Source organism: Actinoplanes sp. NPDC051851, assembly GCF_040681165.1.
In the GTDB taxonomy this organism is placed as follows: Bacteria; Actinomycetota; Actinomycetes; order Mycobacteriales; family Micromonosporaceae; genus Actinoplanes.
This window is the reverse complement of the sequence record NZ_JBFAYF010000015.1, coordinates 1-25,793: the sequence shown is the minus strand read 5'-3', so window position 1 is coordinate 25,793 and position 25,793 is coordinate 1. Positions and strand designations below refer to the sequence as shown.

The following is a 25,793-nucleotide window of genomic DNA, read 5'->3' as shown; positions in this document are numbered from 1 at the left end:
CCTCCCCGGTCGACCCTTCTCATTCGCCCGAGACCTCCGGTTTGCCGGATATTTCGGTTTCACCGGACACTCCGGTGTGGGTGAGGATCCGTCGCTACGCGGTTCCGGCCCGGATGATCGAGGAGTGCACCGCGGCGCGGGAGCGGGGCGACTGGCGGGCGGCGTGCGCGGCCGGTGAGATCGACGTCGCGTTCGACGCCGACTCCGCCGCTCCGGTGGCCGATCTGCTGGCCGGTTTCGCGCCGGACCTGCTCCGCTGGCACCTCCCGCGGGTGCTCGGCGGGTTCACCACCCTCGCCACCACCACGACGTACGCACTCGCCCCGGACAGGCGACTCGACCCGGACGACCACGTGCTCCTGGTCCACCCGCCCCGTGGGGTGCTCGGTTCCCAGCGGCTCACCCTCGGCGTAGCGCGCGCCGCCGACCTCGACGACTCCGGGACGGCCTGGCCGGCGCCCTGGCTCTGGGACGCCCGGCGCGCCGCCGACCTGCGGACCGCCGTCGGGGGCGACGCCGACCGGGTGCCCGGGTTCACCCCGGCGGGCGAGCCGCTGCCCGCGTCGGCGTACGGCGTCGGCGACAGCGCCCCGGCCCGTGCCGAGCGGGTGCGGCGGGCGCTCGGCACGCCCACGGCCTGGCGGGCGGCCGGCTTGCTCGCACCCGACCTCGCCGACGGCCCGGTCACGACGATCGACCCCTTGGTCCTCGCCGCCGAGGCCCGGCGGCTCACCGCGCAGTCCGGGACGACCACCTGGCTGGTCTGGCTGACCTGGAGCGACGTCCTGCGCGTCGAGGTCCGCGACCGGCTCGTCAGGGTTTCCCGCCTCGGCGGCGACTGGAGCGCGCGCCAGCGGGTGCGAAACGACCCACGGATCCAGCCGGGCCTGCTCCACGCCCCGATCGACCTGGAACTGGTCCGCCAGGGCCGTCTCACCCCGGCGGCGCTGCACCCGCTGGTCCGCGCCGCGCTCTTCCCCTCCTGGCCACCGCTCGCGTCTTCACCCGCGCCTGCGCCCGCGCCCGCGTCTTCGTCTTCACCCGCCTCCGCGTTGTCGGCGGAGTCGGAGCCGGAGCCGATCCGGGTGCGCTGCCGGGGTGAGTGGCATGTGATCGAGAACGGTCACGGGCGGCTGCGGCTCACCGCGCACACCGCCGACGAGCAGCAGCGGGAACGCGCGATGCGGGCCTTCGGCGGAGCGGTCACCGGCTGCTTCGCGGCCGAGCAGGCCTGGACCGGTGCCACCGGGCGGCTGCCCAAGCGGCTGCGTGCCGCCCGGGAGGACCTCTGGCTCCGGATGATCCACGGCGGCACCCGGGTGGTGGAGGAGCTCCTCGACGCCGGGATGGACCCGCACATCCGGGACGGCCGGGGCCGCTCGCTGCTGCACATGGTCCGCTCGTTCGACCACGCCCGGCTGCTGCCCCGCCTGCTGGAGCTGGGCCTCGACGTGAACGCCGCGGACCGGGAGGGGAACACGCCCCTCTACCACGCGATCGTCTACGTCTGGCCACCCGAGCTGATCCGGGCGCTCGTCGACGCGGGTGGCGACCCGCACCGCCCCAACCAGGACGACCTCTCCGTCCTCGACTACATCACCGACCGCCTGGAGTGGTACGAGGAGGGCGGGGACCGCACCCCCGCGTTCCTGGAGGCCGTGGCGTACGTGAAGGAGCGCGCATGACCATCGTCTCGACCGTCGCTCTCTCGGCGGGAGCACGCGCGTGACCACCGGTCTGGACGCCGCCGACCGGCTGCTGGACCGGATCCGGGCCACCCGCACCGAGCCGGTCACCGACCACCGGACCGCGGCGCTGGCGCTGACCGTCGCGGCCAACCTGCCGGTGCTGCTCTGGGGTGAGCCCGGCATCGGCAAGTCGGCCACCCTGGCCCAGCTCGCCGCGGGACTGGGCGCTCCGCTGGAGACGGTGATCGCCAGCGTCCACGAGCCCTCCGACTTCGCCGGCCTGCCGATCGTGGGGGAGGACCCGGCGGTCCAGGGTGTCCCGATGGCGCCGCCGGACTGGGCGGTGCGCCTCGCCCGTACCGGAAACGGGGTGCTCTTCTTCGACGAGCTCTCCTCCGCGCCGCCCGCCGTCCAGGCCGCCCTGCTCCGCGTGGTCCTGGAGCGCCGGGTCGGCAGCCTCACCCTGCCCCCGTCGATCCGGATCGTCGCCGCCGCGAACCCGCCGGCCAGCGCCGCCGACGGCTGGCACCTGAGCCCGCCGCTCGCCAACCGCTTCGTTCACCTGCACTGGACACACGATCCTCGGGTGGTCGCCCGGGGCCTGACCGGTACCTGGCCGGCCGTGGAGATCCCGGCTCTCGCACCGGACCGGGCGGGTGGCGCGCTGGCCCGGGCCCGCGGCGCGATCGCGGGTTTCCTGACCGCGCGTCCCGGCCTGACCCATCACCTGCCCGCCGACGCGGAGGCGCGCGGGGGAGCGTGGCCGTCGCCGCGTACCTGGGACATGGCGCTGCGCCTGCTGGTCTTCCACTTCTGTGCCGGCACCGCCCGGGAGGCGCTGGCCACCGCGCTGGTCGGTGCGGTCGGCGACGGCGCCGGACTGGAACTGATCACCTACCTGGACGAGCTCGACCTGCCCGACCCGGAACGCGTGCTCGCCGACCCGGCCGCGTTCGCCCTGCCGGACCGCGGCGACCGCCAGCTGGCCTTCCTGACCGCGGTGGTCTCCGCGATCGAGGGCGCACCGGACCGTGCCCGCTGGGAGTCCGGCTGGACGGTGCTCGCCAAGGCGGTCGACGCCGGTGTGCCGGACGTGGCGGCCCGCGCCGCCTTCGACCTGGCCCGGATGCGCGACCCCTCCTGGCCGGTCCCACCCGCGATCGACGCGTTCATCGGCGTCCTGACCGCGTCGGGACTGCTCACCGGTGCCTGACGCCGCGTCTTCCCCGGGCGGTCCATCCGTCCCGGCGCCGGCGGCGCTGGACCGGACGAAGTTGCTGGCGGCGCGGCTGCGAGCCGCCGGGGCCCAGCCCTACCTCGCGTCGGCGCTCTACAGCCTGACCGTGGTGCCCAGCCACGAGGTGCCGACGATGGGCGTGGACCGGCACTGGCGCTGTTACGTCTCGCCCGCCTTCGTCGACGCCACCCCGGTGCCCGCGCTCGCCGCCGTCTGGATCCACGAGGTCGCCCACCTGCTGCGCGACCACCACCACCGGGCGACGCTGGTGCCCGCCGCGTTCCGGCACGACCACCACCGGCTCAACGTCGCCCAGGACTGCGAGATCAACGACGACCTCTCCTCGCTGCCGGACGGTGCCCTCCGCCCGGCGATGTTCGGCCTCCCGGACGGCCGCCTCTTCGAGGAGTACCTCCCCTCGATCCCACCCGGCCACTCCCCGGACTGCGGCTCCGGCGCGCACGGCCACGCCCGCTCCTGGGAGTCCACCGGCGCGCCACGGGTCAGCCCGGTCGAGGCCGCCGCGATCCGCCGCCAGACCGCGTCGGCGCTCCGGGCGCGCGTACGGGCCCGGGGCCGGGTCCCGGAGGGCTGGCGCCGCTGGGCCGACGAGATCCTCGAGCCGGTCGTGGACTGGCGCCGCGCGCTGACCGGCGCCGTCCGGGAGGCCGCGTCGTGGGCGTCCGGCGCGGTCGATTACACCTACCGCCGCCCGTCCCGCCGGGGCGCCGCCGTCCGCGGTGTGGTCCTGCCCAGTCTGCGCCGCCCGATGCCCCGGGTCGCCGTGGTGGTGGACACCTCGGGTTCGATGGGCCCGGACGAGCTCCGCACGGCGCTGGCCGAGGTCGCCGGCGTGCTGCGGGCGGTCGGCGTCGGCCGCGACCGGGTCACGGTCCTCGCCTGCGACGCCGACGTCCACACGGTCCGCCGGGTGAGCACGGTCGGCGAGGTGGTCCTGGACGGCGGTGGCGGCACCGACATGCGCGTCGGCGTCGACCGGGCGCTGACGACCGCGCCCCGCCCGACCATCGTCATCGTCCTCACCGACGGCGAGACCCCGTGGCCGGCGTCCGCACCGTCCGGGGCCCGGGTGATCGCGGGCCTGGTCGGCACCGCGAACGCCGCGCCCCCGCCGTCGTGGATCGAGACCATCCGCATCCCCGGTTGATCGGCGGTCGCCCGCCGCGGCCGGATGGCGGAACACGGCGGTGGCGGCACCCGTTCCCGCGATGATGAGGAGGTTCCACCCATCCGCGGGCGTTCCGGCTCCGAATGGTCGCTGTAGCCCTCGCGTATGACGAAGGACGGTGAATCGATGGCGGAGCGTGGCGTGAGCCGTCGGCCGGAGCACCTGGTCCCGGTGCCCGATCCGGCGGCGCCGACGGACGCGGACGCGTTGCTGCGCGCCGTCGGCCGTGGTGACGAGCAGGCGTTCGCCCGGCTCTACGACCTGGTGGCGCCCCGGGTCTTCGGCCTGATCCGGCGGGTCCTGCGGGATCCCGCCCAGGCCGAGGAGGTGGCCCAGGAGGTGCTGGTGGAGGTGTGGCGGACCGCGGCCCGGTTCGATCCGGACCGGGGGTCCGCCACGTCGTGGGTGGTCACCATCGCCCACCGGCGGGCGGTCGACCGGGTCCGCTCGGAACAGGCCGCGACCGAGCGGACCGTCCGGGCCGGCGCCGCGGCGCTGGACACCCCGTACGACGCGGTGGCCGACGAGGTGACCGGGCGGCTGGAGCGCCAGCAGGTGCGGCGCTGTCTGGACGGGCTGACCGATCTGCAGCGGCAGGTGGTCACCCTCGCGTACTACCAGGGGCACTCGTATCCGCAGGTCGCCGAGCTGCTGAAGGCGCCACTGGGCACGGTGAAGACACGGATGCGCGACGGGCTGATCCGGTTGCGTGACTGCCTGGGTGTGGAGGTGACGGTATGACCGCGGATATTCACTCACTGGTCGGCGCGTACGTGCTGGACGCGGTCGACGATCTCGAACGGGCGGCCGTCGACCGGCACCTGCGCGAGTGCGAGGCCTGCCGGGCCGAGGTCGCCGAGCTGCGTGAGGCGGCCGCCCGGATGGCCGACGGCGCCTGGTCGGTGCCGCCGCCCCGGCTCCGGGACACCGTCCTCGCCGCGGTCGCCACCACCCGCCAGGTGCCGGTGGAGACACCGGTCCGTCCGGCTCCGGCGATGACGCCGGGTCGTCCGCGGTGGGTGTCCCGGTCGCGGTGGGCCGTCGCGGCCGCCGCGGTGGTCGCGGTGGCCGGCGCGGGTGTCGCCGTCGTCGTTCAGGAGCAGCGGGTACGCGATCAGCGCGGCGCCGCCGTGGCCGCGCAGGCGGAACAGAACCGGATCCGGGGCATCCTGGCCGCCCCCGACGTGGTGCTGCGGGACCAGGCGCTGGCCGACGGGGGCAAGGTCACCGTGGCGTACTCGCGGCTGCGGGACTCCGGGGTGGTCATGATGGCCGCGGACGCCGCGCCCACCGGTGGCCGGGTGTTCCAGCTCTGGACGGTCCGATCCGGGACACCGGTGTCGGAGGGCGTGCTGGCCGCCGGTCAGACCTCGGTGGTGACCGTCGTCGAGGGCATCTCGGCGGCCTCCGCGGTCGGTGTCTCGGTGGAGCCGGCTGGGGGATCGTCGGCCCCGACGCTGATGGTCGCCGCCGTGAAAACAATCTGAGATCCCGCCAATCCGGCGCCGGGTTCGCTCCGAATCAGGGGTGAAGGTCCCCAAAGATGGGGAACCTCACTTTTGAGAGGAATGAACCATGAACGTAACGAAGCTCACCGCCCTGGCGGCCGCCACGGTCTTCGCGGTCTCCCTGGCTGCCTGCGGCAGTGACGGCGACAGCGACAGCGGCACGGACAGTGCCGCGCCGATGTCGAGCACCGCGGCGACGACCATGGACTCGAGCACGGGCACCGACACGGTCGACTTCGGATCGGGATGCGCCGCGGTGCCGACCGATCCGGCGGACGCGGGCAGCTTCGAGGCGATGGCTACCGTGCCGGTGGCCACCGCGGCCTCCGGCAACCCGCTGCTCTCCACCCTGGTCACCGCGGTCAAGAAAGCCGGCCTGGTGGACTCGCTCAACTCCGCCGACGGGATCACCGTCTTCGCGCCGACCAACGACGCGTTCGCCAAGATCCCGAAGGCCACCCTGACCAAGGTGCTCGCCGACAAGAAGACGCTGACCAGCATCCTCACCTACCACGTGGTCCCCGGCCGCCTGACCCCGTCGGAGCTGGCCGGCACACACACCACGCTGCAGGGCCAGGAGCTCACGGTCACCGGTAGCGGCGAGAGCTTCACCGTCGGCGACAGCGCGTCGGTGGTCTGCGGCAACGTGCAGACCTCCAACGCCACGGTGTACATCATCGACTCCGTCCTGATGCCGACGAGCTGATGAGCCACCGTCTGCGCGGGGCGATCTGCGGGATCGTCGCGGCGGGCGCCGGGATCGCGGTCGCGGAACTGTTCGCCGCCGCGATCCGGCCCGCGGCCGGGCCACTGGTCGCGGTCGGCGGAGCGGTCATCGACGCCACCCCGACGGTGGTCAAGGAGTTCGCCGTCCGCGAGCTGGGCACCAACGACAAACCGGTGCTGTTGACGGTGATCGCCCTGGTGCTCGTCCAACTGGCGGCGGTCACCGGCGCCGCGGCGGCGAGGTGGCGGGCCGCGATCCCGGTCGGCGCCGGTCTGCTCGGCGCGACGGGGGCGGCGGCCGCGCTGTCCCGCCCGGCCTCGACGGCGTTCGACGCGATCCCGGCGCTGACCGGTGCTCTGCTGTCCGGGGTGGCGCTCTGGTGGCTGCTGCGCGAACGGCGCGAGCGGGCTCCGGCCGTACCGGAGAAGGGGGTTGATCGTCGCCTGGTTCTTCGCCTGTCGCTGTTGGCGGCCGGTGCCGGTCTCGCGGAGGCCGCGGCGCTGACGCTGGCCACCCGCCGGGAGGCCGCCACCGGGCGATCACGCGAGGCGATCCGGCTACCCCCACCCGCCGATCCCGCGCCGTCGCTGCCGTCCGGCTCCCCACCCGGCCTCATCACCGGGAACACCGCGTTCTACCGGGTCGACACCGCACTGACCGTGCCGCGTGTCGACCCGGCGGCCTGGCGGCTACGGATCCACGGCATGGTCCACCGGGAGGTCGTGGTCTCCCTCGCCGACCTGCTCCGGCGGCCCCTGATCGAACGCGACATCACCCTGAACTGCGTCTCCAACGAGGTGGGCGGCCCGTACGCCGGCACCGCCCGGTGGCTCGGCGCGCCGCTCGCGGACCTGCTGCGTGAGGCGGGTGTGCGGGCGGGCGCGGATCAGATCGTCGCCCGGTCGGTCGAGGGCATGACGATCGGCACCCCGCTGGCCACCGCGCTCGACGGCCGGGACACCATGCTCGCGGTCGGGATGAACGGCGAACCGCTCCCGGCCGAGCACGGCTTCCCGGTCCGGATGCTCACCCCCGGGCTGTACGGGTACGCCGGCGCCTGCAAGTGGGTGACCGAGCTGGAGATCACCACGTTCGACCGGTTCGACGCGTACTGGGTGAAGCGCGGCTGGTCGCCCCGGGGCACGGTGAAGACCGCCTCCCGGATCGACCGGCCGAAGCCTTTCGCCCGGGTGGCGGCCGGGCCGGTCACCGTCGCGGGGGTGGCCTGGGCGCAGCGGCGCGGCATCGCCGCCGTCGAGATCAGCGTCGACGGTGGTGCGTGGATCGAGGCCGAACTGTTGCCCACCGCGTCGATCGACACCTGGGTGCAGTGGCGGCACACGTGGACGGCGGGCCCGGGCGCCCACTCGATCGCGGTACGCGCCACCGACCGGACCGGTGCCGTGCAGCCCGGTACCCGCGTCACCCCGTTCCCGGACGGCGCGACCGGCTGGCACACGATCACCGTCACCGTCGGCTGAACGACGAAGCGCCCGGTGTGCCGAAGCACACCGGGCGCTCGTGCCGTCGCGGCTCAGTGCGCGGCGAAGAAGAGGAACATGTTGGTCGGGATCGGGCCGACCACGTTCTTGTTCTTGGCCTTGATCAGGCCGTTCAGGTACTTCCAGCTCTGGTGCTTCTGGATGGCGCGGTAGGTGGCCGGATCGGTCACGCCGACGACCTGGACGTCCCACCACTCCGCCCTGCCCTTGTTCTTGGTGGTGATGAAGTGGTCGTGCCCCGGGGTGGTGAAGTTCTCCAGCGCCGGCTTCAGCTTCTCCGGCGTCGTCTTGTACAGCGGGGCGAGAGCCGTGGCCAGGCGGGTCATGTCCAGGCTCATGGGGTGGTCGACGCAGGTGAGCTTGTCCGGGCAGTCCAGTCCCTTGGCGGTGAACCCGAGCGGCACCGTGATGAAGAGCGGGTCGAAGTGTTTGGCCGGGGCCTTCTCGGCCGCGGCGCCGGCCTCGCAGCCGGTGGTCGAGGCGGCGCTGACCCGGGTGTCGCAATAGAAGCCGTGGTTGTAGGTGAAGGACGACGTGTGGCCGGCGTGGTTGCCCATGGTCATGCCGTACTCGTCGGGCCCGTGACCGTCGGCCGTGGCGACCGAGGTTCCGGCGCCCGCGTCCGCGTCGACGGCGGCGTTCGCGATGGCGCCACCGCCGCCGGCGAGCACCACCGCGGCGGCGGCGGTCGGAACCGCCCAGCTCCGCAGAGTACGGGCGGGTCCGGTCCGGCGACGAGTCAGAACGTTCATGGTGGTGCCCCCTTCGGGCTAACGGGCCGTCGTCGGTGACGACCCTGTCCGCCCGATTCGGGGCCCGGCGCCCGCCGGATTGCCGCAAATTGGCCATATCGCCCGTACGGCTGACGGGTTCCGGCCGAACGGCCGCCGGGCCTATCCCGCCGTGCGGCGGCGGGCGAGCATCTCCTGTTCCAGGTCCCAGGTGGTGCCGTCGTCCGGGGAGGTGTAGCCGAGCCAGCGGAAGCTCTCCGCGGTGACGTCCTCGAAGGTCCAGCGGACCGGGGTGCCGTCGAGGCGGCGGCCCTCCTGCTCGATCCCGCCGTCCGGGCCGGGGCGGCCGGTCAGCGTGACCGTGTGGCCGCGGGGCGAGAACCAGACCACGTGCCAGAGGCCCGCTCCGGGGTCGTAGAGCCGCATGGTGCTGCCGGTCCTCCGTACCGGATAACCGTCGGCCCCGCGGTCGGTGAACCACATGACGTCCTGGACGGCGAGCCCGTCCAGCACCCAGCCGAACGTCCAGACCGCCGTCCCGGTCGTCCACTCTCCACTGTCCAGTGACCGATACCGATTATTGACGTCCCAGGCCCCGACCAGCCGTCCGTAGAGTTCCAGACCGGCCCGCGGTTCCGTGACGCTCGCGCCGAGCACCTCGATGAGTCCCATGCCCGCATCGTGTCCCGGCGCCCGCCCGCCGGTCTTGAACGGTCTTGTCGTACCCGCGCTCTACGGTCGAACCCGTGCTGGACTCCACCCCGCTCCTGAACGAGACCTGGGCCCGCGTCTCGGCCGTCCGCTGTTCCGGCCACACGGCGCCCGGCCACAGCAGGTCCGGCCGGACGGCGCCCGAGGAGCCGGTCACCGCGCCCGCCGTGGTCCTGGTCCGCCGTGGAGTCTTCGTCCGGACCGTCGACGGCCGCCCCGCGGCGGCCGACGTGACCACCGGCTACGTCGCGCTCCCCGGCCAGTCCCAGCGGATCACGCATCCCCGCGGCGGCGACGTCTGCACCTCGATCCGCATCCCGCCGGAGATGGCCGACCGCTTCGCGCACGCCGGCCCGCTCCGGGTCACCACCCCGGCCGACCTGCTGCACCGCCACCTGCTCACGGCCCACCCCGCCGACCGCGCCACCCTGACATCCGACCTGCTGGCAGCCCTGATCCCACCCGGAGAGGCCCGTCCACCCCGCCCGGAGATCGAGGAGATCCGCACGCTCCTGCACACGGTCCCGGCATCGACCCTGACCGAGCTGGCCACACACGTGGGCTGGTCCCCGTGGTACCTCTCCCGCCAGTTCCACCACGCCACCGGCTGCACCCTGAGCACCTACCGCCGCCGCCTGCGGGTCCGCGCCGCCCTGGACGCCCTGACGGATCCCTCGGCCGACCTGGCCACGGTGGCCACGAACGCCGGTTTCGCCGACCAGCCCCACATGACAAGAGCAATCCACCACGAAACCGGCCAAACCCCCGCCGCTCACCGCAGGCAATCTACCCCAGCAAGTGGCGTAGATCACTACCTTTTGAGGCGCAAGTAGACCCATAGCCGTACAAGAAGGCTTGGTTGAGAAGTCTGGCGAAGCCAGAGCGCATCCACCCGCGGCCAGACGCCGAACGGCGGGTCTGGAGTTCGCACCGCGGGGTCCGGGGGCTCGGCCCCCGGGGGGAAAGGCGAGGCGGCGAGGCTCACGCTTTCCGTGAGCAGCGCCCGCCTATCGGCGAGCGGGCGACGAGAATCGAACTCGCGTAATCAGTTTGGAAGATCGCCCCGAGAATCATGATCTAGGCGTATGACCTGCTCAGGATGCCTGACTGACTGCCCGATCATGACCACTCACGGCCCTTGTTGATCTCGGTTACTGGCCCGCGAATGGCCCGGATCCGCACCGCCCTGCCTGCCCGTGGACCGCCGGCCTACCGCCCGCGGTGACCACCTGTCCCGGTGGCAAGCCGCGAAGCGGCGCGGCAGCGATCGCCGGACGCACGGCGGCGGGTGACCACCCGCAGCGATCGTCAGGGCCGGTCCGCGGGTGCGGGTTTCTCGCCGATGGGCGTGACGATGTCCCCAGCGGCCTGGATGGCGTCGACGTAGCACCGGAAGACCGGCCAGGGGAGCGTCCAGCGGCCGTGCATGGTCAGGGTCACATGGTCGGCCAGCATGGGTATGAACGGGCCGTCCTCCGGCGATGCGTCGGGTATCCGGACGTCCAGGTAGTTGTTCTCGGTAGAGCCTGAGTCGACCTCGTACAGCTCGTAGCTCCAAGAATCGGCGTCGCCGTAGTGGAATTGGTTGACCTCGAAGCGTCGGTCTCCGTGCGACCAGACATTGAGCGTCAAGGGCAGAGCGGTTGCCTCGCTGGACAAGTCCCGGTCCTCATCGACCAGGTCGCCGCTGGAGTCCAGAAGTGCGATCAGCTTCTCCAGGATTAGCCAGGGCACGACGCCACCGCCTGCGTGAACCACGACGTGTCGAGCTGCCCGGGGCGTGAACGGACCGTCCGGAGTCGCGTCAGGGATGTCGACGGCTAGGTAGGGTCCGGTGCCGGGAGATCCGGACAGCCCGGTCAGCTCGTACTGCCAGGCGTCGTCGGGAAGGCTGTACATCGAGACGATCTCGTACAGCTTGCCGTCATGGGACCAGATCTCCATTGCCGCATGATCGCAGCGATCACGGGTCGCCTCGAACGAGATTCCAGGTCTGGCCGGCCCGCCGGCCGATGCCGGCCGAAGGCCGCCAGCAGGCCGAGCGGTCCGGCCGCGCCGCGCTCGCGCGGCGCCTTGATCTAGAAGAGATCAATTCGGCAAGGGGTAGCCACACTTAGCTGACGATCCCGACAATCGGCAGTGACCCCCTGTCTCGATTCCCATCCGCTGGGTAGTGTTGGACTAGCTTGCTGTGCAACGATGCGCTTATGACTCGCATCCAGGTCCAAGCCGGACACTCCATGCTCGAAAGCTATGTTAAGAAGCCCGGAGTTGGACTGTGCGAGCTGATTTGGAACGCCTTCGACGAGGATGCAACTGACGTTAGAGTGAACATCGTCAGTAATGACTTGGGTGGCCTCGAAGAGATTCTGGTCGAGGATAACGGCAACGGCATGACTTTGGAGCGTGCTGAAAAAGCGTTCTCTACCGTGGGCGACAGTTGGAAACACATGCCGGGCACTCGTAGTGGCGGGAATCGGCCTGTGCATGGGCGTTATGGGCGGGGTCGTTTCGCCGCATTTGGCCTGGGTGACTCGGTCCAGTGGCACTCTACGGCTGTTGCCATCGAGGGTGGGCTGAAGACTGTCCATGTCGCGGGTAGCCGATCGCACCTTCAGTACATGGAGATTTCCGTATCTCCGCCCGAGGACTCGACGCCAGGGACTCGTGTTCATATTGGTCTATTGTCAGATGACGCTAGATCAGCTTTCGATAAGACCGACGATCTACGTAACAAAATTCTTGCGGAATTTGCTTTGCACCTGGATAGGTATAGTGATTTCTCAATAACGTTCCTGGGCGCTTTGATAGACCCGAGTGTCGTCATTGAGGAAAGGGAGACTATTGAAGTCCAGGCGGAAGGTGTGGAGGAGGTCGCGCGGCTAACAATTATTGAATGGAAAATATCTGGCGTTGAGCGCCGCCTCTATCTTTGCTCTGGCGAGGGTGCGATTGTTGATGAGTTGCCTCCCGGGGTCCAGGCACCCGGAGCGGAATTTACCGCCTATCTAGAATGGGGTGGATTTGCGCCAAGTGACCCCCTTCGTTTGGAGGGTGACTTAGATTCGCCCGCGGGCAGGATTATCACGGCTGGCCGAGATGCTTTAAGGGATTATCTGCTTAAAAGTCTCAGGCGTCGTGAAGCGCGGACGGTTCAGCGCTGGCAGGCTGAGGGTGTTTATCCGTACAGGGGTCGTCCTAGAGATGCAGTCGAAAGTGCGGCCAGGGATGTATTTAACGTAGTGGCTATGGCTACTTCTCGTGCGCTGGAAGACTCTCGATCGCGAGATGTTAAGGCACTTTCTCTTAGTCTCATGCGCGAGACGCTAGAGAACAATCCAGAGTCTCTTCTTCCCATCTTGAAGAAGGTGGCGAAGCTTCCTGGTACGCGTATAGAAGAGCTTCGTCAAATTTTGGAACGCACCTCCTTGGCCCAGCTCATCCAAGTGGGTAAGGAAGTCGGGAGTAGAATTGACTTCCTGAACGGATTAGACATGATCCTCTTCGACCGTCAGATACGGAAGAGGCTTCTTGAACGACGGCAGTTGCACCGTATTCTTGCTCATGAGACCTGGATCTTTGGGGAAGAATGGTCGCTGACAGGAGACGACGAGCCGCTAGTTGCGGTGCTTCGCAATTTTCTTGAAAAGCTCGGTGAGGATGTAGAACTTGCCTCCGGAACTCCCATTCTGAGGGAAGATGGTTCCAAGGCGATACCTGATCTGGTACTCGGGCGAAGTCTTCAGACCAGTGAGGCGCATACCGCTCAGTTGGTAGTTGAACTCAAGAGGCCGAGTCACCGGCTGGATGCCGATGATGTGACGCAATTGAGAAGCTATGCCAGCGCGATCGTCAATGATGAACGCTTTGACAGACCGGATGTGGCCTGGGACTTCTGGCTCGTCGGTAATGCGACAACGCGTGAAGTCGATGAAATGCGCGAGCAGGACCACTTGCCATTCGGCGTAGTTCAAAAAAGTAAGAAGTACCGAATCATTGTTCGCACGTGGTCGGAAGTTACTGCTGATGCGCGCCACCGTCTCAAGTTTGTGGAGCGGTCCTTGCAGTACGAGTCGACCCATGACACCGGCCTAGCTCACCTCCGGCAGAAATATGCGGAGTACCTTCCGCCTGAGGCTCTCGTTGATGCCGATGCCGATGCCGATGCCGATGCCGATGCCGATGCCGATGCCGACGCCGACGCCGACGCCGACGATACTACTAATGATTCTGCCGCTTAAAAACAATTGTCTTGAGACTTGGCTAAACGGTGCGATGACCTATCGTTCTATATCTAAGTTTTAGGCGCGTCGTCTGCGACATCGTTGATACTGGCGCGCCTGATTGAGAGTCGCCTGGTCGAAGCATGATTTATATCGGATCAAAGAATGGCTGCCCGGCCTGTTGCGGATCCGCGCGGTGCAGTGCTGGTTACAGCGCCTGTGGTGCGCTTCCGTGCTCGGCGTAAACCGGAATGCCGCGCCTCTGCGCCGCGAGGGCGGTGCGGATCCGTCGCGCTAGGCGGGCAGGCATGAGTTCGTCTAGGTCGTCGTCAGCGATGAAACGCCACTCGGTCAACTCGCCGTCGCGGAATTTGATCTGATCGCGTTCGCTTTCGGGTAGGACTCCGGCGTCGAAGATAAAGAGCACCTTGTCGCCCTCGCCCGGGGCTGGTGCCCAGTCGACTACCAGGTGGCTGCCCACGGCGGTCGACAGGCCGAGTTCTTCCCGAATCTCCCGAACGCAGGCTGTTCGTGGTGACTCCCCGGGCTCGACATAGCCGCCCGGGATGTCCCAACCATCCTTGTATGAAGGCTTGACGACCAGAACACGGCCGGCGTCGTCGAAGAAGAGAGCGCCGGCGGCGACGCGCGGAGTGGCCATCGGGGGAGTCTCGGATGTCGTCACATCGAGCAGGGTAAAGCGAGCGGATCAGTCGAGCACGCGGAGACGGCGTGCAAGGCCGACAAGCTCCGAGGACGGCTTGCCGCGCTGCTGTCTGATCCAGGTAAGTACGAGCTGGCGACCGAGGTAGTGGTGCCGAACCTGCTCTGGGGCCATCTGCTCGGCGTCCAGGAGAGCAGATAGGGCTTCGTCCTGGCGGTTCCAGGCGCCGTAGGCCCGGGACACCTCCAGGGCGTGACGGACTCGCCGTTCCATCGGAAGGCCGGCGGTGTTCACCCGTGGTCCGAGGTCGATCGCCACCTGGACGTTTCCGAGTTCACCGGCTGTGGCAACTCGGTGGATCGCGACGTTCGTCGGTCCGAAAGCTGTCCACAGGTGGTTGGCATCCCCTCCGAGCCGGCCCGCGGCCTCGTCGGCGGCGGCGAGGAAGGTCCGCGCTGTGCCGGCGTCGTTCGCTCTGGCTGCGGCGACCGAACCGCCGAGCAACAACGTCCCGTAGACAGACAGCAGCTCCGGCCCGGCGTCGGTGAGGTGCTTGTCCAGGTAGTCGGCGGCGTCGGTGGTTAGCCGCACCGCGTCCTGGTAGCGCCCGGTAGACAAGAGCGCGTGGCTGACTGAACGGAACAGCGACCCGGTGATCGTCGGGTCTCCCGTCGGCCGGACAACCGTGAGACCACGGTCGGCCGCGATCCACGCGAGATCGGTCTCGCCGAGCTTGGTGAGCTGAGTCGCCGCCAATTGATAGGTGAGGCCGAGCAGACTCCGGGCATCCTCCTGCTCACGGCCCTCCAACTCGTCGGCGGCGGCCTGTGCTTGGCGGAGCAGCCCAGGGAGTCGGCCGGTGACGAACCCGAAGCGCGACGCCTGGTACGCGTTCCAGAGCTTCTCGGTCTCCTTCCGGAGATCATCCAGGTCCGGTGGAACGGAACCCTCGTCTTGAGCGCCGAGCGCGGTGATAGTCCGGTACTCCATAAGCGCGGTACGCAGAGCCGGCACCGTCTCCATCCCGCTGTCCGTCGTCCACTCGACCAGCGACGGCTCGGCGAGGAGATCGCCGAGCGACACGTCCAGGACATCAGCGAGCGACTTGATCACCGACAGGCGGTCAAGCTCGATGCGGTTGTTCTCGATCTTCCCGAGCCAGTCCGCGGTGCGGCCGATCAGGCCGGCGAGCACTTCCTGAGACAGGCCGCGCCGGCGGCGGTACCAGGCGACTCGCTCGCCAATCGTCAACTTCATGGTCATGCCGTGCATCCGCTGACCCTCCCCGTATGGAGATCGGCGACCCCGGAATGATTTTCCGGGTTCTGGGGCAGTTTTGGCCACAGCCTGTCTCCATGACCGTTCTCAGCCCTTCCGCCCCGGCCGCTGCCTGCCGCTCGTGCGCTGGTGTGGGCTGGAAGTACACGACCCACCGGACTGCGCTGCGGATGGTGGCGCAGACGTGCCGGGATTCGCGGGTGACCGCCCGCCGCTCCTGCATGGATTGCGGTGGGCGTGGCCACTTGGTGGCGACGGCCTCATGAGCCGGCACCGGGGCGGGTGCGGCTCTGATGCCCGCCCGCCTCGGCGTCTTCCCAATCGGTGTGGTGGGGGAGGACCCGTGATTCCGCGTCCCGGGGATGTCGTGATCGTCGACGGCAAGGCGTCGGTGCAGTTCGCCGATACGCGCCGGCTGCTGTTCCGCGTGATCTCGGTCGGGAGCAAGCCGACCTACGAGGGCTGGGCCTGGCTTCAGGGCTACTCGCTGAACAGCGCGGGTGAAGCGATCGAGCGCCGAGAAATCTACGTCCAGCACGCCGGGCTGCGCCGCTACCAGTCCCACCCCGGCGGAAACAAGGAGCGCAACCGATGAGCGTCTTCATCTCCGGTGGGGTCCGTGAGCAACTGGACTTCGCGCAAGCCCAGCTCGACCGGCATGTGGCGCCGAGCGCGGACGGCATCTGCGCGGTCTGTGGCGAGGAGGACCCGTGCTCGCTCCGCCGAGTCGCGTTGCGGGTCTTCGGCCGGTACGGCTGCCTCCCGCGGCGCTGGCCGGGTGCCTCACGACCGGAAGAGGTCGGGACACCCAAGGCGTGGTCCGGCTGGTTGCAGGCGTCGACGGGTGTCGAGGACCCAACGGGCTGACCCATCTTGTTCAGTCGTTCTTACAGGCCTTATGGTCCTGTATTGGCATGCTGTGATCTCAAGCTGAGCCCGATGGGTGGATCCCGATGGCGTACGAGATTCCGACGCCGAAATACCTGCGCGTCCTGAACGCGCTCCGTGGCCGCATCGAGGACGGGGCCTATGCTCCCGGCTCCGGCTAGCCGTCTGAGAGTCAACTGTGCAACGAGTTCGACGTGTCCCGCCCGACGGTGCTGAAGGCGCTCGGGATCCTGAAGCAGGACGGCTGGATCGAGTCCCAGCAGGGCAAGGGCAGCTTCGTACTGCGGCCGGCCGCAGTACGCGCGCGACGCGATCGACCTGGACGAGACGGCCGAGACGGCCGAGACGGCCGAGACAGAGATCCTGCACGTCGGCCCGGTTCTGGCCGTGCCGTGGGTGTCGGCTGCGCTGGGGATTCCGGAGGGGACTCCGGTCTACGAGCGGTGTCGGCGTACCACCTCGCCGTCCGGCCCGATCGACCTGATCTCGACGTTCGTCCCGGTCGACATCGCTGTCGGGACTGACGTGATCAAGCCGGCCCCGACCTCAGGAAGCCTCCTGGACCACATCACGAGCCGGAAGAAGCCGCGCGCCGACTACGCGACCGAGCGACTCACTGCCAGGCGCGTCGACGACGTGGAGGCCGGCGCCCTGGACGTACCCGCCGACGAAGCCGTCCTCAGCGTCGTCATCACGGCCAACCAGTCCCACCGGTGAAGCGATCATGACCTCGCTGATTGTCATGCCTGGGAGTCGGCACGAGATCGAGGACTCCTACCCGCTGTCATGACTGCCGGGTTTCCTGCCTGGTTTGGCGTCCCTCCTCTGCATCTGCGGCGGCCCCGATGGCTTCGAATAGTCGCCCGGCTGTACCAGGCACCTTGACCGCTTCAATCGCGTACGGACCGACTTGCACGATCGGTTCGTCGTAGGTGCCCTCAAGTCGAACTGCGTACTGAGCTGCGAGTTCCGCCCGGGTAAGGCTGGGCCTCGCGGCTTGCAGGGCCTTCTGCTCGTGTCCGGTACCGATGGCGTACTGGTCCAGGTGCTCGATGACGTCGCGGGCAGGCTTCAATCCCGGCAATGCCGCATCGAACTCAGCCAGCGCATCGGTGAGGCGTCGCTGTGCCTCCGGATTCGTGAGCGATGTGGCGGCCAGCTCGGCAGCCCGCCGGACGTTCCGCAGAGCAACCAGCAGGAGGAGCGCATCCGGAAGTCCGCTGCCGTCGCCGAGTAGACGCGCTGCTGGAACCTCGCAGGCCTTTGCCCAAAGCCAAGCGTGGCTGAGGGCGAGGCCGTACGGAGGCTGCAAGCTCGGAGTCGTCGTCACGGCGACCAGGGTCCGCCAGCCGGTGCACGCGCGCTACTTCTTTCCGGCCTGAAACTTGCGCCTAGAAGGCGAAGCGTCGATCCGGGTGTCTTCATTGGGTATTGCGCCGAGTACGGCTGCGGCTGGATCGCCGAACGCAAGCTCGCCCCGCGCTCCCGGCAGGGCTACGAGTACCTTGTTCACCCTGCACATCGATCCTCACCTGGGCCGGATGGCGCTGGGCGCGGTCCTGCCGACCACGATCCGGGCGTGGCGCCGCAAGCTGCTCGACGGCGGCACCCCGGAGCCGCAGGCGGTGAAGGCGTACGCGTTGCTGCGGGCGGTCTTCAACACGGCGATCCGGGAGGATGAGATCATTCGGCAGAACCCGTGCCGGATCCCGGGCTATGACCGTTACCACACTCCGGAGCGACCGGCCGCGACCGTAGCCCAGGTCTTCGCCCTCGCAGGCGCGATGCCGTCCCGGTTCCGGGCGCTGATCGTGACGGCGGCCTTGTCCGGGTTGCGCTGGGGCGAGTGGCCGCGCTGCGACCTGGACCTGGAGGCCGGGATCGTGCGGGTGGCGCGCAAGCTTGCGGTCCTGAACGGCCGGGTCGAGTTCGGCCCGCCGAAGTCCGCGGCCGGGGTACGCGTCATGGCGCTGCCGGCCGCCGCCGTCAACGCATTGACCGAGCATATGGCCGAGTTCGTCGGCGTGAGCCCGGAATCGCTGGTGTTCACCGGTTCCAAGGGCCAGTTGCTGCGGTGAAAGTTCTTCGGCGGAGCGACGGCTTGGCGCGAGACGGTGGCCGACCTGGGCCTGGGGGACTTCCACTTCCACGATGTCCGGCACGCCGGCAACACCCTGGCGGCGTCGTCGGGCGCGAGTACCCGGGGGTTGATGCACCGGATGGGCCACGCGTCGATGCGGGCGGCGCTGATCTACCAGCACGCGACGAGCGAACGGGACCGCGAGATCGCGTCGGCGATGGATCGGCGGATCGCGAAGGCCGGTGAGAAGTCGAAGGGCAAGAAGAAGAGCAAGGGCCGGAAGGCCGAGAAGAGCTAATGGCCCGCAAGATCATCCGGGCGGGTGAACGACGAAGGTCCTGGTCGGAGGAGTAACCCCTGACCAGGGCCTTCGTGGTGGAGCGGGCGACGAGAATCGAACTCGCGTAATCAGTTTGGAAGACTGAGGCTCTACCATTGAGCTACGCCCGCGCGGCCCCGGTTGGCCCGGGACTCGGCTACAGCTTACTGAATCAACTCCCGTCCGCGCGAACCGGATTCCCCAGCAGGTGACTCCAGCGCACACGCGGGTAAGCAGACCGCATACACTGGCCGACGCCACGGGGTGTGGCGCAGCTTGGTAGCGCACTCGCTTTGGGAGCGAGGGGCCGTGGGTTCAAATCCCGCCACCCCGACTGATACCAACTATTCCGCAGCAGCAACAAGGAGTACGCCTGTGAAGAGCACCGTCGAGACTCTGAGCCCGACCAGGGTGAAGCTCGCCATCGAGGTGCCGTTCGAGGAGCTCAAGCCGAGCCTGCAGAAGGCGTACCGGGAGATCGGCGCGCAGGTTCAGGTGCCGGGCTTCCGAAAGGGCAAGGTGCCGGCCGCTGTCATCGACCAGCGCGTCGGCCGCGGCGCGGTCCTCAACGAGGCCGTCCAGGAGGCGATCCCGCAGCAGATCCTCGCCGCGGTCCAGGAGCACGACGTCAAGACGCTCGGCCGTCCCGAGGTGGAGATCACCGAGTTCGCCGACAACGCGCCGCTGAAGTTCACGGCCGAGGTCGACGTCCGCCCGGAGATCACCGTCCCGGAGCTGGCCACGGTCACCGTCGAGGTCCCGGCCGTCGCGATCGGCGACAGCGAGATCGACGAGCAGATCAACGGCCTGCGGGAGCGGTTCGCGACGCTGAAGACCGTGGAGCGCGCCGCTGCGGAGGGCGACTACGTTCAGCTCGACCTGAACGCCACCGTCGACGGCGAAGAGGTTCCGGGCGGTTCGGCCAAGAACATTTCGCACGAGGTCGGCAGCAAGCAGCTGCTCCCCGGGCTGGACGAGGTGCTGGTCGGCCTCTCCGCCGGTGACGAGACCACCTTCACCACCCAGCTGGTGGGTGGCGACTTCGCGGGCCGCGACGCCGACGTCAAGGTCGTGGTGAACACGGTCAAGGACAAGCAGCTGCCCGAGATCGACGACGAGTTCGCCCAGCTGGCGAGCGAGTTCGACACCCTGGAGGAGCTGCGCGGCGACCTGCGCGAGCGGCTCGCCAAGGTGAAGAAGGTCGAGCAGATCTACGCCGCCCGCGACGAGGCCCTCAAGCAGCTCGTCGAGGCCGCCGAGATCCCCGCTCCGGAGGGCGTCGTCAAGGACGAGGTCGAGGGCCGCAAGCAGGCCATGACCGACCAGCTCGAGCGGATCGGCGCCACCCTGGCCGACTACCTCGCCTCCGAGGAGAAGACCGAGGAGCAGATCGACCAGGAGCTGACCGAGGCCGCCCAGGAGGGTGTCCGGATCCAGCTGCTGCTCGACACGGTCGCCGACGCCGAGGACGTCCAGGTCACCGACGACGAGTTCGGCCACGAGATCGTGCACCGGGCGCAGCGCGCTCAGATGCAGCCTCAGCAGTACTACGACCAGCTGGTCCGCTCGGGTGCCGCGGCTGCCGTCTTCGGCGACGTGCGCCGGGGCAAGGCGCTGGCCTCGGTGATGGAGCAGGTCACGATGAAGGACTCCGAGGGCAACGTCCTCACCCTGGACGACCTCCGGGCCGCCAGCGAGGACGAGCACGCCGGTCACAACCACTGATCGAGGCAGTCTTCCCGCGACCACCGCGCACCGCTCACGGCGCGCGGTGGTCGCGTTGTTTCCGGGTACGGCGGGAGCCCGGTGCGCTGTCAGCGAACACCTGCCCGAGCGGGAAGCTGATGCGCATCCGACCAGTTAGGTTGGTCGTACGACGGACAACCTGCCGGCCGGATCCCTCGGCCGACACAGCAAGCTGTGAAGGGCTGCCATGACCGATCTCCACACCCCTGCCGGGCCCGTGCTGCGGCGCGGCGGCGCCGCCCTGAGCGGCAATCTCGACGATTCGGTCTTCAACCGCCTGCTGCGTGAGCGGATCATCTTCCTCGGCAGCGAGGTGACCGATGCGGTCGCGAACCGTATCTGTGCCCAGCTGCTGCTGCTCTCCGCCGAGGACCCGGAGCGGGACATCCACCTGTGGATCAACTCGCCGGGTGGCTCTGTCTACTCGGGTATGGCCATCTACGACACGATGCAGTTCATCGACAACGACGTGTCGACCGTCGGGATGGGCATGGCCGCGTCGATGGGTCAGTTCCTGCTCTGCGCCGGTACGCCGGGCAAGCGGTACGCTCTGCCCCACGCGCGGATCATGATGCACCAGCCGTCCGGTGGCATGGGCGGCACCGCCGCCGACATCGCCATCCAGGCGGAGCAGATGCTGTACACCAAGCGTATGTTCCAGGAGCGGATCGCGTTCCACACCGGTCAGACCCCGGAGCAGATCGCCGCCGACTTCGACCGGGACCGCTGGTTCACCGCCGCCGCGGCCCAGGAGTATGGCTTCATCGACAAGGTGATCACCGGGGCCGTCCAGGTCCCGGACGGTGCCGGAACGCTGAACTGAGGAGCTGAACCATGACCGACCTTTCCATGCCTCCCGGGTTCGCTCCGGTGCACAACCGCTACGTGCTGCCCTCGTTCTCCGAGCGCACCTCGTGGGGCATCAAGGAGTCGAACCCGTACAACAAGATGTTCGAGGACCGGATCATCTTCCTCGGCGTGCAGGTGGACGACGCGTCGGCGAACGACGTGATGGCCCAGCTGCTCACCCTGGAGAGCACGGACCCGGACCGCGACATCACCATGTACATCAACTCGCCCGGTGGCTCCTTCACCGCGATGACGGCCATCTACGACACCATGCAGTACGTCCGTCCGGACATCAGCACGGTCTGCCTGGGCCAGGCGGCCAGCGCGGCCGCCGTGCTGCTCGCGGCCGGCACGCCGGGTAAGCGGATGGCGCTCCCGCACTCGCGGATCATCATCCACCAGCCGGCCACCGAGGGTGGTTACGGTCAGGGCTCGGACATCGAGATCCAGGCGCGCGAGATCATGCGGATGCGGACCCAGCTCGAGGAGATGCTGGCCCGGCACTCCGGCCAGTCGGTCGAGAAGGTCAAGAAGGACATCGACCGCGACAAGATCATGACGGCGGACGAGACCAAGGAGTACGGGCTGGTCGACACCGTTCTGGTCAGCCGTAAGAAGAGCCTCCAGACGGCCGGCGTCTGACGACGTGCACGTGATGTCAGGGGCCGGGCCGGTGCGGGCTAGACTGGCCGGTCCCTGACACGCCCGTTTTGGGGGGTCGGAGAACAGCCCCATTGCGGGTAACGTCGAGCCAGCAGCCTCAGTTACGCGGGTCGGCAGACGATGAGATGGCAACGAGGCAATCCGTCCTCGGACATGGACCGGCCAGTGGTCAGTCGTTGAGCGCAAGGAGAACGTAGGTGGCACGGATCGGTGACGGTGGCGACCTACTCAAGTGCTCCTTCTGTGGGAAGTCGCAGAAGCAGGTCAAGAAGCTCATCGCGGGCCCTGGGGTCTACATCTGCGACGAGTGCATCGATCTCTGTAACGAGATCATCGAGGAGGAGCTGGCCGAGACCGGCGAGGTGAAGTGGGAAGAGCTTCCCAAGCCGATGGAGATCTGCCAGTTCCTGGACAACTACGTGGTGGGCCAGGAACAGGCGAAGAAGGCCCTCTCCGTCGCGGTCTACAACCACTACAAGCGGATCCAGGCCGAATCGAGCAGCGCCCCCGGCAACGGCAGTGACGTCGAGGTGGCCAAGTCCAACATCATGCTCATCGGCCCCACCGGGTGCGGTAAGACCCACCTGGCGCAGACCCTGGCCCGGATGCTCAACGTGCCGTTTGCGATCGCGGACGCCACGGCGCTCACCGAGGCCGGCTACGTCGGCGAGGACGTCGAGAACATCCTGCTCAAGCTGATCCAGGCGGCGGACTACGACGTCAAGCGCGCCGAGCAGGGCATCATCTACATCGACGAGGTCGACAAGATCGCCCGCAAGAGCGAGAACCCGTCGATCACCCGGGACGTCTCCGGCGAGGGCGTACAGCAGGCCCTGCTCAAGATCCTGGAGGGCACGGTCGCGAACGTGCCGCCGCAGGGCGGCCGGAAGCACCCGCACCAGGAGTTCATCCAGATCGACACCACCAACGTGCTCTTCATCGTCGGTGGCGCCTTCGCGGGCCTGGACCGGATCATCGAGCAGCGCGTGGGCCAGAGCGGCGTCGGCTTCGGTGCCCGTCTCCGTGCGGTCTCGGAGCGGAACACCGACGACATCTTCAGCAAGGTCATGCCCGAGGACATGCTGAAGTTCGGCCTGATCCCCGAGTTCATCGGCCGTCTCCCAGTGATCACCACGGTCCGCAACCTGGACCGCGAGGCGCTGATCCAGATCCTGACCGAGCCCCGCAACGCGTACGTGAAGCAGTACCAGCGTCTCTTCGAGCTCGACGGCGTCGAGCTGGAGTTCGACGCGGGTGCCCTGGAGGCGATCGCCGACCAGGCCATGCTCCGCGGCACCGGCGCCCGTGGCCTCCGCGCCATCATGGAGGAGGTCCTCCTCTCGGTGATGTACGAGGTGCCCAGCAACCCGGACGCGGCCCGCGTGGTGATCACCCGTGAGGTGGTCCTGGAGAACGTGAACCCGACGATCGTGCCGCGGGAGTTCGTCGGCCGCCGTCGTCACCAGCGCGAGGAGAAGTCCGCCTGATCGGCGTTCGCGACCTGGCGGGCATTCTCGCCGGTGTCGAGCGCGGCGTCCGGTTCGTTCCGGAGCCCTGGTTGGAAGTCGTACCACCACCGTCGTCCGACCGGGCGGCGGTGGTGGCGTTTCCGGGGCACGTCGTGGTCGCGGCCGACATCGAGTACCCCTGGGCGGAGAAGCTTGCCGGGGAGGACTTCGCGGCGCCCAGCGGCCCCCGGTTCCTCGGCGCCCTGGAGGACCGGCTCGGCCTGCACGCCGGGGCGCTCGACGTGACCCTGCTGGCGAGCCCGCTCCCGGGCGATCCGCCGCTGGCGCTCACCCCGCTCGACACCAGCTCCCACCCGCGGGCACTGCGCGCGCAGCGCTACCGCCGGGACGTCCGGGTCTGGGTCACCGGGGAGGGCGGCATGCTCACCGTCGGCCGCGGTCTCGGCGGGCGCTGGGAGGTCGCCTTCGAAGTAGCGGAGTCCGCTCAGGGGCGGGGGCACGGCCGCCTGCTGGCCACCGCGGCGCGGCACCTGATCCCCGGACCACGGCCGGTCTGGGCGCAGTGCGCGCCGGGGAACGCCGCGAGCCTGCGCGCACTGCTCGCCGCCGGCTACCGGCCGGTCGGCTCCGAGGTCCTGCTGATGCCGGGGAGCGCAGGGTGGTGACGGTGGTGTCCAACCGCGAGGCTACGAAGGCCGTACCCTGAAATTCATGCGCGTCGCCGTCTGCCAGCTGAACTCCCGCGAAGACCGTGCCCACAACCTGACCGTCGCCCGTGAACTGCTCGAACGTGCCGCGGCCGGTGGTGCCGAGTTGGCCGTGCTCCCGGAGTACGTGGACTTCCTCGGCCGCTCCGCCGACGCACCGAAGCCCGAGCCCGCCGACGGAGAGTTCGCCCGTTTCTTCGCGGACGCGGCGCGCGAGCTCGGCCTCTGGGTGCACGCGGGCTCCTTCCACGAGACCGGCCCGGATGAGGGGCGGACCTTCAACACCACGTTGCTGTTCCGGCCCGACGGCTCGCTGGCCGCTTCCTACCGCAAGATTCACCTGTACGACGTGGAGCTCACCGGACGGGTCTCGTACCAGGAGTCGCGGACCGTGGCTCCGGGGGAGGAGACCGTGGTCACGGCGGTCGGCGACGTCCCGGTCGGGCTGAGCATCTGTTACGACCTGCGCTTCCCCGAGCTGTACCGGAGCCTGGCGATCGCCGGCGCGAAGGTCCTCGTGGTGCCCGCGGCGTTCATGCTGCACACCGGGCGGGACCACTGGGAGGTGCTGCTGCGCGCCCGGGCGATCGAGAACCAGTGCTTCGTGCTCGCGGCCGGGCAGATCGGCGATCACGAGCCGGGGCGGACCTGTTTCGGCCGCAGCATGATCATCGACCCGTGGGGGACGGTCCTCGCGCAGGCGCCGGACACCGTGGGGATCGCGATCGCGGATCTGGACCTGGAGCGTCAGGCGACCATCCGCGAGGAGCTGCCGAGCCTGGCCAACCGCCGGCTCTGACTCTCAGCCGTGTCTGATCGGTGGCTCTGACCGGAATGTATCCGGGGTCACAGAGTCTGGACGAGGTAGCTGACGACGGCCAGACCGACCACCGCGCTGCCCACCAGAAGAAGCGCACCGCCCATCCGGGACGGGCCGCGTGACAGCAGCTTGCCGACCGCGACAACCATCGCTACCAGCACAAGTACGCCGATCACGAGTTGCCAGAGCGGCGCCAGCAGTCCGAGGAACGCGTCGACCGCCAGCGTCTCGGATGCGTTCATGACGCCACTCTGTCACGGTTTCCATTCACGGTGTGCCGCCGCGCCGGGTGGTCCGCGCATGATCGTCGATTTGCGGTTGCGGCCGCTGATCCCGTAACTTTCTCTCTGCAAGCGGGAAAGCGGTACGGAACGACACGAAAGTGACAATCCGGATCGGGGCCCCGCAAGCAGCTGGAGAGAGTTACGCTAAACTTCAGCGCCGGGCGATGCGGACGAAACATTCGGGAAACCGGATTTGCGAACGCGACACCGACCGGGTAGAGTGAACCGGCCAGCAGGAGCCGGGCGGACTGATCGTCTCGAACGATCGTCGGCCGGTCTGCATGAGCCACTCCCGCAGCAGCGGGAAAACACTTGGGCGATGCCAGCAAGGTTCCGACTTTGCGCGGTGAAAACCGACCAGGTAGATTCAAACGGTTGCCTTGATGACGGGCCTCTGAACGGGGCTTAGATTCGATGTGCGGTTGTTCTTTGAGAACTCAACAGGGTGCTTGATAAGCCAGTGCCAATATGGCATTACCCCGGCCTATCTCTTTGGGGATGGGTTGGAGA

26 protein-coding genes, 2 tRNA genes and 1 pseudogene are annotated in these 25,793 nt (G+C 68.7%); 21 read left to right on the top strand and 8 right to left on the bottom strand.

What is annotated here, in order from left to right; translation table 11 throughout:
* Nucleotides 1-80: 80 nt before the first annotated feature.
* The 7 genes from AB0M08_RS16875 (at nt 81) to AB0M08_RS16845 (ending at nt 7,830) form a co-directional block, all read left to right on the top strand.
* Nucleotides 81-1,685 carry an ankyrin repeat domain-containing protein gene (locus tag AB0M08_RS16875; protein ID WP_364493498.1) on the top strand — a complete coding sequence of 535 codons (1,605 nt, stop codon included), beginning with the start codon at nt 81-83 and terminating at the stop codon, nt 1,683-1,685.
* Nucleotides 1,686-1,725: 40 nt separating this feature from the next.
* A complete protein-coding gene (locus AB0M08_RS16870) occupies nt 1,726-2,901 on the top strand; it encodes an AAA family ATPase (protein WP_364493496.1) in 1,176 nt (391 codons plus the stop codon).
* Nucleotides 2,894-4,093, top strand: a complete 1,200-nt coding sequence (locus AB0M08_RS16865) for a VWA-like domain-containing protein (protein WP_364493494.1) — start codon at nt 2,894-2,896, stop codon at nt 4,091-4,093. Before AB0M08_RS16870 ends, AB0M08_RS16865 begins: the two co-directional genes overlap by 8 nt.
* A gap of 147 nt (nt 4,094-4,240) precedes the next feature.
* Nucleotides 4,241-4,855, top strand: a complete 615-nt coding sequence (locus AB0M08_RS16860; RefSeq protein WP_364493492.1) for a sigma-70 family RNA polymerase sigma factor — start codon at nt 4,241-4,243, stop codon at nt 4,853-4,855.
* Entirely contained in the window at nt 4,852-5,601 is a 750-nt protein-coding gene (locus tag AB0M08_RS16855; RefSeq protein ID WP_364493490.1) for an anti-sigma factor, read from the top strand. The genes AB0M08_RS16860 and AB0M08_RS16855 overlap by 4 nt, the downstream gene beginning before the upstream one ends.
* An 88-nt stretch (nt 5,602-5,689) precedes the next feature.
* The gene (locus AB0M08_RS16850) at nt 5,690-6,328 is read left to right on the top strand and encodes a fasciclin domain-containing protein (RefSeq protein WP_364493488.1); all 639 of its coding nucleotides are present in this window, start codon (nt 5,690-5,692) and stop codon (nt 6,326-6,328) included.
* Nucleotides 6,328-7,830, top strand: a complete 1,503-nt coding sequence (locus AB0M08_RS16845) for a molybdopterin-dependent oxidoreductase (RefSeq protein WP_364493486.1) — start codon at nt 6,328-6,330, stop codon at nt 7,828-7,830. The genes AB0M08_RS16850 and AB0M08_RS16845 overlap by 1 nt, the downstream gene beginning before the upstream one ends.
* A gap of 53 nt (nt 7,831-7,883) precedes the next feature.
* On the opposite strand, the gene AB0M08_RS16840 is transcribed toward AB0M08_RS16845, so the two are convergent.
* Both AB0M08_RS16840 and AB0M08_RS16835 read right to left on the bottom strand, forming a co-directional pair.
* The gene (locus AB0M08_RS16840) at nt 7,884-8,603 is read right to left on the bottom strand and encodes a hypothetical protein (RefSeq protein WP_364493484.1); all 720 of its coding nucleotides are present in this window, start codon (nt 8,601-8,603) and stop codon (nt 7,884-7,886) included.
* Between the two features lie 141 nt (nt 8,604-8,744).
* Nucleotides 8,745-9,254, bottom strand: coding sequence for a hypothetical protein (locus tag AB0M08_RS16835; RefSeq protein ID WP_364493482.1), 510 nt, complete (start codon nt 9,252-9,254; stop codon nt 8,745-8,747).
* Nucleotides 9,255-9,328: 74 nt separating this feature from the next.
* On the opposite strand from AB0M08_RS16835, the gene AB0M08_RS16830 reads away from it, so the two are divergent.
* Nucleotides 9,329-10,126, top strand: coding sequence for an AraC family transcriptional regulator (locus AB0M08_RS16830; RefSeq protein ID WP_364493480.1), 798 nt, complete (start codon nt 9,329-9,331; stop codon nt 10,124-10,126).
* Between the two features lie 475 nt (nt 10,127-10,601).
* On the opposite strand, the gene AB0M08_RS16825 is transcribed toward AB0M08_RS16830, so the two are convergent.
* On the bottom strand, nt 10,602-11,237 hold the full coding sequence (locus AB0M08_RS16825) for a hypothetical protein (protein WP_364493478.1): 636 nt from the start codon (nt 11,235-11,237) through the stop codon (nt 10,602-10,604).
* 263 nt (nt 11,238-11,500) lie between these two features.
* Between AB0M08_RS16825 and AB0M08_RS16820 the strand changes: the two genes are divergently transcribed.
* The gene (locus tag AB0M08_RS16820; RefSeq protein WP_364493476.1) at nt 11,501-13,534 is read left to right on the top strand and encodes an ATP-binding protein; all 2,034 of its coding nucleotides are present in this window, start codon (nt 11,501-11,503) and stop codon (nt 13,532-13,534) included.
* A gap of 190 nt (nt 13,535-13,724) precedes the next feature.
* On the opposite strand, the gene AB0M08_RS16815 is transcribed toward AB0M08_RS16820, so the two are convergent.
* Together AB0M08_RS16815 and AB0M08_RS16810 are read right to left on the bottom strand one after the other, a co-directional pair.
* Nucleotides 13,725-14,177 carry an NUDIX hydrolase gene (locus tag AB0M08_RS16815; protein ID WP_364493474.1) on the bottom strand — a complete coding sequence of 151 codons (453 nt, stop codon included), beginning with the start codon at nt 14,175-14,177 and terminating at the stop codon, nt 13,725-13,727.
* A gap of 48 nt (nt 14,178-14,225) precedes the next feature.
* Complete coding sequence (locus AB0M08_RS16810; protein ID WP_364493472.1) at nt 14,226-15,443, bottom strand: helix-turn-helix transcriptional regulator; 1,218 nt, start codon at nt 15,441-15,443, stop codon at nt 14,226-14,228.
* A 358-nt stretch (nt 15,444-15,801) separates the two neighbouring features.
* Here AB0M08_RS16810 and AB0M08_RS16805 point away from each other — a divergent pair, with 358 nt between their 5' ends.
* The 3 genes from AB0M08_RS16805 to AB0M08_RS16795 all read left to right on the top strand — a co-directional run bounded on the left by AB0M08_RS16805 (nt 15,802) and on the right by AB0M08_RS16795 (nt 17,063).
* Nucleotides 15,802-16,053, top strand: coding sequence for a hypothetical protein (locus AB0M08_RS16805; RefSeq protein ID WP_364493470.1), 252 nt, complete (start codon nt 15,802-15,804; stop codon nt 16,051-16,053).
* The gene (locus tag AB0M08_RS16800) at nt 16,050-16,325 is read left to right on the top strand and encodes a hypothetical protein (RefSeq protein ID WP_364493468.1); all 276 of its coding nucleotides are present in this window, start codon (nt 16,050-16,052) and stop codon (nt 16,323-16,325) included. The genes AB0M08_RS16805 and AB0M08_RS16800 overlap by 4 nt, the downstream gene beginning before the upstream one ends.
* Before the next feature lie 417 nt (nt 16,326-16,742).
* On the top strand, nt 16,743-17,063 hold the full coding sequence (locus tag AB0M08_RS16795) for a UTRA domain-containing protein (protein WP_364493466.1): 321 nt from the start codon (nt 16,743-16,745) through the stop codon (nt 17,061-17,063).
* Between the two features lie 67 nt (nt 17,064-17,130).
* Here AB0M08_RS16795 and AB0M08_RS16790 read toward each other — a convergent pair whose 3' ends face one another.
* Nucleotides 17,131-17,676 (bottom strand): hypothetical protein, encoded by a 546-nt coding sequence (locus tag AB0M08_RS16790; RefSeq protein WP_364493464.1) that lies wholly within the window; start codon nt 17,674-17,676, stop codon nt 17,131-17,133.
* Nucleotides 17,677-17,851: 175 nt separating this feature from the next.
* On the opposite strand from AB0M08_RS16790, the gene AB0M08_RS16785 reads away from it, so the two are divergent.
* Together AB0M08_RS16785 and AB0M08_RS16780 are read left to right on the top strand one after the other, a co-directional pair.
* A complete protein-coding gene (locus AB0M08_RS16785; protein WP_364493462.1) occupies nt 17,852-18,424 on the top strand; it encodes a hypothetical protein in 573 nt (190 codons plus the stop codon).
* Nucleotides 18,425-18,454: 30 nt separating this feature from the next.
* Nucleotides 18,455-18,724 (top strand): annotated as a pseudogene (locus AB0M08_RS16780) (tyrosine-type recombinase/integrase); the annotation flags it as partial.
* Nucleotides 18,725-18,802: 78 nt separating this feature from the next.
* Here the strand turns inward: AB0M08_RS16780 and AB0M08_RS16775 are convergent.
* Nucleotides 18,803-18,876, bottom strand: a tRNA-Gly gene (locus AB0M08_RS16775).
* Between the two features lie 129 nt (nt 18,877-19,005).
* Here AB0M08_RS16775 and AB0M08_RS16770 point away from each other — a divergent pair.
* The 7 genes from AB0M08_RS16770 (at nt 19,006) to AB0M08_RS16740 (ending at nt 24,978) form a co-directional block, all read left to right on the top strand.
* Nucleotides 19,006-19,079: transfer RNA gene (locus AB0M08_RS16770), tRNA-Pro, on the top strand.
* 41 nt (nt 19,080-19,120) lie between these two features.
* On the top strand, nt 19,121-20,470 hold the full coding sequence (tig, locus tag AB0M08_RS16765) for a trigger factor (protein WP_364493460.1): 1,350 nt from the start codon (nt 19,121-19,123) through the stop codon (nt 20,468-20,470).
* A 208-nt stretch (nt 20,471-20,678) separates the two neighbouring features.
* Nucleotides 20,679-21,314, top strand: coding sequence for an ATP-dependent Clp protease proteolytic subunit (locus AB0M08_RS16760; RefSeq protein ID WP_364493458.1), 636 nt, complete (start codon nt 20,679-20,681; stop codon nt 21,312-21,314).
* An 11-nt stretch (nt 21,315-21,325) separates the two neighbouring features.
* Entirely contained in the window at nt 21,326-21,982 is a 657-nt protein-coding gene (locus AB0M08_RS16755; RefSeq protein WP_364493456.1) for an ATP-dependent Clp protease proteolytic subunit, read from the top strand.
* 218 nt (nt 21,983-22,200) lie between these two features.
* Nucleotides 22,201-23,490, top strand: a complete 1,290-nt coding sequence (clpX, locus tag AB0M08_RS16750) for an ATP-dependent Clp protease ATP-binding subunit ClpX (protein ID WP_364493454.1) — start codon at nt 22,201-22,203, stop codon at nt 23,488-23,490.
* A gap of 71 nt (nt 23,491-23,561) precedes the next feature.
* The gene (locus tag AB0M08_RS16745; RefSeq protein WP_364493452.1) at nt 23,562-24,137 is read left to right on the top strand and encodes a GNAT family N-acetyltransferase; all 576 of its coding nucleotides are present in this window, start codon (nt 23,562-23,564) and stop codon (nt 24,135-24,137) included.
* A 46-nt stretch (nt 24,138-24,183) separates the two neighbouring features.
* On the top strand, nt 24,184-24,978 hold the full coding sequence (locus tag AB0M08_RS16740; protein ID WP_364493450.1) for a carbon-nitrogen hydrolase family protein: 795 nt from the start codon (nt 24,184-24,186) through the stop codon (nt 24,976-24,978).
* A 47-nt stretch (nt 24,979-25,025) separates the two neighbouring features.
* Here the strand turns inward: AB0M08_RS16740 and AB0M08_RS16735 are convergent, their stop codons facing one another.
* The gene (locus AB0M08_RS16735) at nt 25,026-25,241 is read right to left on the bottom strand and encodes a hypothetical protein (protein ID WP_364493448.1); all 216 of its coding nucleotides are present in this window, start codon (nt 25,239-25,241) and stop codon (nt 25,026-25,028) included.
* Nucleotides 25,242-25,793 lie beyond the last annotated feature (552 nt).